Genomic DNA, 7105 nt, shown 5'->3' on the forward strand with positions numbered 1-7105 from the left:
TTTATATGTCTTTCTTCTTTGATTCCTTCTCTTCTGCTTGCTCAGCTTTGATATTATTCTATGTTTTTGTGAAAGCTACGGCTACCACCTAGAGCGACACGGAAGGAGTCGTCGGCAGCGTCTGATGTGTATAAGACACAGTCGATGCGGTGATGGCCGGGCGCGCCAGTCCGCACGACCTGGCAGCGGTGGCGCTGGGCAACTCGATCTGGATCCCGATGTTCCTGCTGATGACCGGCACCCTGCTCGCCACCACGGCCAAGGTCGCCCAGCGCCATGGCGCCGGCGACCAGCCCGGCACCGGGCCGCTGGTGCGCCAGGCGCTGTGGCTGGCGCTGCTGATCGGACCGCTGTCGGGGGCGGTGCTGTGGTGGTTGTCGGAGCCGATCCTCGGCTTGATGAAAGTGCGCCCGGAACTGATCGGGCCGAGCCTGCTGTACCTCAAGGGCATCGCCCTGGGCTTCCCGGCGGCGGCGCTGTACCACGTACTGCGCTGCTACACCAACGGCCTGGGACGGACCCGGCCGAGCATGGTGCTGGGGATCGGCGGGCTGCTGCTGAACATCCCGATCAACTACGCGCTGATCTACGGCCACTTCGGCATGCCGAAGATGGGTGGCCCCGGCTGCGGCTGGGCCACCGGCTCGGTGATGTGGTTCATGTTCCTCGGCATGCTGTTCTGGGTGAACAAGGCCTCGATCTACCGCGCCAGCCAACTGTTCTCGCGCTGGGAGTGGCCGGATCGCGCGACCATCGGCCCGCTGGTGGCGGTCGGCCTGCCGATCGGCATCGCGGTGTTCGCCGAGTCGAGCATCTTCTCGGTGATCGCCCTGCTGATCGGCGGGCTCGACGAGAACGTGGTGGCCGGCCACCAGATCGCCCTGAACTTCAGCGCGCTGGTGTTCATGATTCCCTATTCGCTGGGGATGGCGGTGACCGTACGGGTCGGCCACAACCTCGGCGCCGGCCTGCCGCGCGACGCGCGCTTCGCCGCCGGCGTGGGGATGGCCGCGGCGCTGGGCTACGCCTGCGTCTCGGCGAGCCTGATGTTGTTGCTGCGCGAGCAGATCGCCGCGATGTATTCGCCGGACCCGGCGGTGATCGCCATCGCCGCCTCGCTGATCGTGTTCTCCGCGCTGTTCCAGTTCTCCGACGCCCTGCAGGTCACCGCCGCCGGGGCCCTGCGCGGCTACCAGGACACCCGGGTGACGATGATCATGACCCTGTTCGCCTACTGGGGCATCGGCCTGCCGGTGGGCTACAGCCTCGGCCTCACCGACTGGATCCAGGAACCCACCGGACCGCGCGGCCTGTGGCAGGGCCTGGTGGTGGGCCTGACCGGCGCGGCGATCATGCTCTGCATCCGCCTGGCGCGCAGCGCGCGGCGCTTCATCCGCCAGCACGAGCGCCTGCAGCGGGAGGACGCGGCGGCCGCCTCAGTCCTTGGCCGGTAGCGCCGGGGCGGCGCCACGCGACTTGACGCTGAGGGTAGTGCCGACCGAGGCGAGGATGATCGCGCCGATGGCCAGCCATTGGGTCGGGCTCAGCCGCTCGCCGAGGAACAGCAGCCCGGAGAGCGCGCCGAAGGCCGGCTCGATGCTCATCAGGGTGCCGAAGGTGCGCGCCGGCAGGCGGGTCAGCGCGACCATTTCCAGGGTGTAGGGCAAGGCCGTGGAGAGCACCGCGACGCCCAGCGCCAACGGGATCAGCGCCGGGTCGAGGAGGTCGGCGCCGGCGTGGGCGACGCCGATCGGCACCACCAGGATCGCCGCCACCAGCACCCCCAGCGCGGCGCCCTGGGCGCCATGGTCGGCGCCGGCGCGCTGGCCGAAGAGGATGTACAGCGCCCAGCACACGCCGGCGCCGAGGGCATAGGCGGCGCCGACCAGGTCGAGCGGCTCGGCGCTGTTGCCCAGCGGCAGCAACAGCCAGATGCCGAACACCGCCAGGCCGATCCAGAGGAAGTCCAGCAGGCGCCGCGAGGAGAGGATCGCCACCAGCAGCGGCCCGGTGAACTCCAGAGCCACCGCGATGCCCAGCGGCACGGTGCGCACCGAGAGATAGAACAGCAGGTTCATGCCGCCCAGGGCGATGCCGTAGACCACCACCGAGCGCAGCGATTGCAGGCTCAGGCGCTTGCGCCAGGGACGCAGGAGCAGCAGCAGGATCAGCGCGGCGAAGAACAGCCGCAGGGCCGTGGTGCCCTGGGCGCCGACCAGGGGGAACATGCTTTTCGCCAGGGAGGCGCCGCTCTGGATCGAGGCCATGGCGATCAATAGCAGGCCGACCGGCAACAGCGTTCCGGCGAGGCCGCGGGAGGTGGAGGTCATGGAAGAGGTCCGGCAGTGGGAAGCAGCCCGATGGACTGCGGGAAACGGGATGTGCACTATAATGCGCAAAACCGCGACAGTGAGCAATATATTGCCCAACCCTACCGAACGCCCCAGCGTCCTCGAACATGTCTCCGGCAACGTCCGCCGCCTGCGCCTGCAAGCCGGCCTCAGCCAGGAAGCGCTGGCCCGCGCGGCCAGTGTCAGCCGGCGGATGCTGGTGGGCATCGAGAGCGGCGACGTCAATGTCAGCCTGTCGACCCTCGACCGTATCGCCGCCGCCCTCGGCGTGCTGTTCCCCGACCTGGTCCAGGCCCCGGCCACCGACCGCTCGCGGATCAATGCGGTGGCCTGGGTCGGCCACCACCCCGAGAGCCGCGCCACCCTCCTCGCCAGCGCGCCGGCGCGGCGCGAGGTGGAACTCTGGGCCTGGTCGCTGGGACCGGGCGAGCGCTACGTATCGGAACCCGACGCCGCCGGCTGGCGGGAGATGGTTCTGGTCATCGAAGGTCGCCTGCGCCTGGAACTGGCCGACGGCGAACGGCGCATCGAGGCCGGCGACTTCCATGCCTTCGCCAGCGACCAGCCGTACGCCTACGTCAACGACGGCGACGAGGTGGTGCGTTTCACCCGCAACGTGGTGAGCTAGGCTCTAGCCTCGAGCCAGCCTTCCAGAGGAGACCGCGATGAGCGCACGCGTACGCCCCCTCCTGATGTTCCAGGGGGTCCAGGCCGAGGCGGCCATGAACTTCTACCTGTCGCTGTTCGACGACGCCGAGATCCTCCAGATCCAGCGCTACGGCGCCGAGGGGCCGGGCCCGGAGGGCTCGGTGCTGAAGGCGCTGTTCCGCCTCGGCGACCAGAGCGTGCATTGCATCGACAGCCATGTGCGGCACGCCTTCGATTTCACCCCGGCGTTCTCCTTCTTCGTCGAGTGCGAGAGCAACACGCAGATCGAGCGCCTGGCCGAAGCCCTGGGCGACGGCGGCAAGGCCCTGATGCCGCTCGGCGACTACGGCTTCAGCCAGCGTTTCGCCTGGCTGGCCGACCGCTTCGGGGTGTCCTGGCAGCTCAACCTGGCCTGAGCCCGGCAGTTGCCGTCAGGCTTCCTGGAGGACTTCCTGGCACACATCGACCCACTGCGCATCCACCAGCTCGGCCATCCGTTGCGGGGCGATGCGGACCGCGCTGTGCACCGCCCCGGCGGCCGGCAGCACTTCGTCGAAGGCTTGCAGCGAGACGTCGCAGTACACCGCCAGCGGCGTCGCCAGGCCGAACGGGCAGACTCCGCCGACCGGGTGCCCGGTCAGCTCGACCACGTCCTCGGCGCCGAGCATCTTCGCCTTGCCGCCGAAGGCGGCCTTGATCTTGCGGTTGTCCAGCCGCGCGTCGCCGCGCGCCACTACCAGTACGGTGCGCTCGCCGACCCGCAGCGACAGGGTCTTGGCGATCCGCCCCGGCTCCACGCCATGGGCCTCGGCGGCCAGGGCGACGGTGGCGGTGCTGGTTTCCAGCTCGATGATGCGCAGGTCCGGGGCTTTCTCGGCGAAGAACCGCCGGACGGATTCGAGGCTCATGGGGTGGGCTCCTTGGCGAAAACCCACGAACTTATGCAAGCGCGCCGAGGCTGTCCAGCGCCGCGCGCTCAGGCGAAGCGCACGCAGTAGATCGGCGGCAGGTTGGCGGAGAGCTGCCGCCAGTCCTCCCCGCCGTTCTCGCTGAGCCACAGGCCGCCGGTGGTCGAGCCCATGGCCAGGCGCTCGCCGCTGGGGTCGATGTCCAGGCCGTGGCGGTAGACCAGGTCGTAGGCCGGGCCGCCGGGCAGGCCGCGCTCGAGGGTCTCGAAGCTGCGGCCGCCGTCGCGGGTGCGGGTGACCACGAAACGGGCGTCCCTGGGAATGCGGCATTCGTCCTTGGTCGCCGGGACGAACCAGGCCGTGTCCGGCTGCCGCGGATGCACGGCGACGGCGAAACCGAAGCTGGACGGCTCGGCGACCACGCCCTGCCAATGCAGGCCGCCGTCGCGGGAACGGAAGATGCCGTTGTGGTGCTGCACCCAGAGGAACTCCGGGCGCGCCTGGCACTGCACCAGGCGGTGCGGGTCCTGGATCGCCGCTTCCTCGCTCTGCTCCGGCGGCATGTAGTCGGCGCGCATGCCTTTGGTGGTGCAGGTCCAGCTGCGGCCGTCGTCGTGGCTCTGCCAGACGCCGCCGCAGGACACCGCGACGGTGAGGTGGCGACTGTCGCGTGGGTCGACGCAGATGGAATGGATGCCGGGATGGTCGTAGCCGCCGCCGAACCACTGGGCGCGTTCGGGTCGTTCCCAGAGTTCGCGGTTGAGGCGCCCGCTGGCACCACGGTCGTCGGAGCGGAACAGGCCGCCGGGGATGGTCCCGGCCCACAGCGTGCCGGGCCGCTCGGCGCCGCCTGGCTCGAGGATCCACAACTGCTGTAGCGACCAGGGTGGCTCCGCCGCCTGGCCTTCCAGCGGTTCGGCCGCTGGCGGCTGCGGCGGATAGACCGGCACCGCGCATTCCATCCAGTCCGTCGCGCCGGCGTCGCGACGCCACAGCTTGACGCCGAAATGGCCGAGGTTCAGCGCCGCGTAGAGCGCGCCGTCGCGCGGGTCGGCGAGGAGCATGCTCAGCGGCTCGCCGAGGAAGTGGCTGGCCATCGGCAGCCACTGGCCCGCCGCGTTGCGCCGCAGCTCGAACAGGCCCTTGCGGGTGCCGACATAGAGTCGCTCGCTCACCGGATGTCCTCCTCTGTTGGTCAACCGCCGCTCAGCGCCTGCACCACGTAGATCTCGCTATCGTCTTGGAGCGGATCGCCCAATCCCCGGCGATCGCGGACCTGCACGCCATCGACGAACAGCGCCACATGCCGGCGCAGACTGCCCTGGTCGTCGAGCAGGTAGCCGCGCAAGCGCGGCTCGCGGGCGAAGGCCGCCTGCAAGGCGGCGGCGACGGTGGCGGCGCCGACGTCCAGCGCGGGCATGGCGACATGCCGCTGGATGGCCGGGGCGAAGACGATACGGGGCATGCCGAGGCTCGCGGAAATGGTTCTGCTGGAACAGTGTAGAAGCCCTGCAGGCCACGGCTGGCGCGGCCCGCCCAGCGGTCGGCACACTCCGCAGCGACGCTCGTCGGCCATCCCGGCCGCTCGGCGCGGGCCTCCTATACTGCCCCGGCCAGCGAAAAAACCGCCGTCGCCTGTCGATCCGCCGGCCCGCCGTTCGACCAGTTCGGGAGGCGGGCCAGAACGGGCCGTCATTGCGCAGAACAACAAGGAGAACGCAGATGAGATTCATGGTGATCGTCAAGGCCACCCAGGCTTCCGAAGCCGGCGAGATGCCCAGCGAGGAACTGCTCGCGGCGATGGGCCGCTACAACGAGGAACTGGTCAAGGCCGGGGTGATGCTCGCCGGCGAAGGGCTACAGCCCAGCGCCAAGGGCGCCCGGGTGCGTTTCTCCGGCAACGCGCGGACGGTGATCGACGGCCCCTTCGCCGAGACCCGCGAGCTGATCGCCGGTTTCTGGATGTTCCAGGTGGCCTCCCTGGAAGAGGCCATCGAGTGGGTCAAGCGATGCCCGAACCCATTCGACGGCGAATCCGAGATCGAGATCCGCCAGGTCTTCGAGGCCGAGGACTTCGGCGAGGAGTTCACCCCGGAACTGCGCGAGCGCGAGGAGCGCCTGCGCGCCGAGCTGGAAAAACGCAACTGAACCGCCCCGCACTCCGCCAAGAACGAGGAAAGCGCCATGCAAATCGTCCCCTACCTGATCTTCAACGGTAATTGCCGGGAGGCCTTCAGCTGCTACCACCAGCACCTGGGCGGCACCCTGGAGGCCATGCTGCCGTTCGGCGACAGCCCCGAGTGCGGCGACATCCCGGCCGACTGGAAAGACAAGATCATGCACGCACGGCTGGTGGTCGGCAGCTTCGCCCTGATGGCCTCGGACAATCACCCGGCCTATCCCTACGAAGGCATCAAGGGCTGTTCCATCAGCCTCAACGTCGACAGCAAGGCCGAGGCCGAGCGCCTGTTCAACGCCCTCGCCGAGGGCGGCTCGGTCCAGATGCCGCTGGGCCCGACCTTCTGGGCGGCGAGCTTCGGCATGTTCACCGACCGCTTCGGCGTGGCCTGGATGGTCAACTGCGAGCAGGACCGGTAGCGTCCGCTACGCGGGCCCGCCGCCAGGTGTGAATCGGCGGCGGGCCCGCGTTCCGCTGTGCGCGAGTCGCGATCGATAGACGCACTGCCGCGATAATTTAAGTTGCATTTTAAAACCAAAATTCCTAGCCTCCGCATAGTTTCATATTGAAACCTTACGGAGCGCTTCGCATGCCATCCTCGCCATCCTCCCTCCCCTCCGCGCTGGTGCTGCTGTTCGCCGTCGCCTGCGGTCTCAGCGTGGCCAACGTCTATTACGCCCAGCCGCTGCTGGACGTCCTCGGTGCCGAGTTCGCCATCGGCCAGGCCGGGGTCGGCCTGCTGTTCGGCGCGACCCAAGCCGGTTGCGCCCTGGCGCTGCTGCTGGTGGTGCCGCTGGGCGACCTGCTGGAGCGGCGCCGGCTGATGTTCGTCCAGCTCCTGCTGCTGGTGCTGTCGCTGCTGCTGGTGGGCTTCGCCGGCGATACCCTCGGCCTGGCGCTGGGGCTGCTCGGACTGGGCCTGCTCGGCACCGCCATGACCCAGGGACTGCTGGCCTACGCCGCGGCGCTGGCGGCGCCTGGCGAGCGCGGGCGGGTGGTCGGCGCGGCGCAGGGCGGCG

Annotated in this window: 9 protein-coding genes and 1 pseudogene; 6 read left to right on the forward strand and 4 right to left on the reverse strand. The window is 69.2% G+C overall.

The annotated features are described in order from the left end of the window. Positions 1-140 precede the first annotated feature (140 nt). Positions 141-1454: pseudogene (gene pmpM, locus FFS27_RS25240) on the forward strand (proton-coupled multidrug efflux MATE transporter PmpM); the annotation flags it as partial. On the opposite strand, the gene rhtA reads toward pmpM, so the two are convergent. Beyond that, positions 1437-2330, reverse strand: a complete 894-nt coding sequence (gene rhtA, locus FFS27_RS25245) for a threonine/homoserine exporter RhtA (protein ID WP_003086919.1) — start codon at positions 2328-2330, stop codon at positions 1437-1439. The pseudogene pmpM and the gene rhtA overlap by 18 nt on opposite strands. Between rhtA and FFS27_RS25250 the strand changes: the two genes are divergently transcribed. Together FFS27_RS25250 and FFS27_RS25255 are read left to right on the forward strand one after the other, a co-directional pair. After that, positions 2329-2979 carry a helix-turn-helix domain-containing protein gene (locus FFS27_RS25250; protein WP_003082844.1) on the forward strand — a complete coding sequence of 217 codons (651 nt, stop codon included), beginning with the start codon at positions 2329-2331 and terminating at the stop codon, positions 2977-2979. The two genes, rhtA and FFS27_RS25250, sit on opposite strands and share 2 nt — an antisense overlap. 37 nt (positions 2980-3016) lie before the next feature. Then, a complete protein-coding gene (locus tag FFS27_RS25255; RefSeq protein WP_021264505.1) occupies positions 3017-3415 on the forward strand; it encodes a VOC family protein in 399 nt (132 codons plus the stop codon). 15 nt (positions 3416-3430) lie between these two features. On the opposite strand, the gene FFS27_RS25260 is transcribed toward FFS27_RS25255, so the two are convergent. The 3 genes from FFS27_RS25260 to FFS27_RS25270 form a co-directional block, all read right to left on the reverse strand. After that, on the reverse strand, positions 3431-3907 hold the full coding sequence (locus FFS27_RS25260) for a YbaK/EbsC family protein (protein ID WP_003086914.1): 477 nt from the start codon (positions 3905-3907) through the stop codon (positions 3431-3433). Positions 3908-3975: 68 nt separating this feature from the next. Further along, a complete protein-coding gene (locus FFS27_RS25265; RefSeq protein ID WP_137952274.1) occupies positions 3976-5082 on the reverse strand; it encodes a WD40/YVTN/BNR-like repeat-containing protein in 1107 nt (368 codons plus the stop codon). Between the two features lie 20 nt (positions 5083-5102). Then, positions 5103-5372 carry a MoaD/ThiS family protein gene (locus FFS27_RS25270; protein ID WP_003086912.1) on the reverse strand — a complete coding sequence of 90 codons (270 nt, stop codon included), beginning with the start codon at positions 5370-5372 and terminating at the stop codon, positions 5103-5105. Positions 5373-5629: 257 nt separating this feature from the next. Between FFS27_RS25270 and FFS27_RS25275 the strand changes: the two genes are divergently transcribed. The 3 genes from FFS27_RS25275 to FFS27_RS25285 form a co-directional block, all read left to right on the forward strand. Continuing rightward, on the forward strand, positions 5630-6055 hold the full coding sequence (locus FFS27_RS25275) for a YciI family protein (RefSeq protein ID WP_003086910.1): 426 nt from the start codon (positions 5630-5632) through the stop codon (positions 6053-6055). Positions 6056-6091: 36 nt separating this feature from the next. Beyond that, positions 6092-6505, forward strand: coding sequence for a VOC family protein (locus tag FFS27_RS25280; RefSeq protein ID WP_003082839.1), 414 nt, complete (start codon positions 6092-6094; stop codon positions 6503-6505). Between the two features lie 170 nt (positions 6506-6675). Further along, a partial coding sequence (locus FFS27_RS25285; RefSeq protein WP_137952275.1) for an MFS transporter occupies positions 6676-7105 on the forward strand: 430 nt, incomplete at its 3' end.

The organism is Pseudomonas sp. 2VD (assembly GCF_005503585.1).
Lineage (GTDB): Bacteria > Pseudomonadota > Gammaproteobacteria > Pseudomonadales > Pseudomonadaceae > Pseudomonas > Pseudomonas aeruginosa.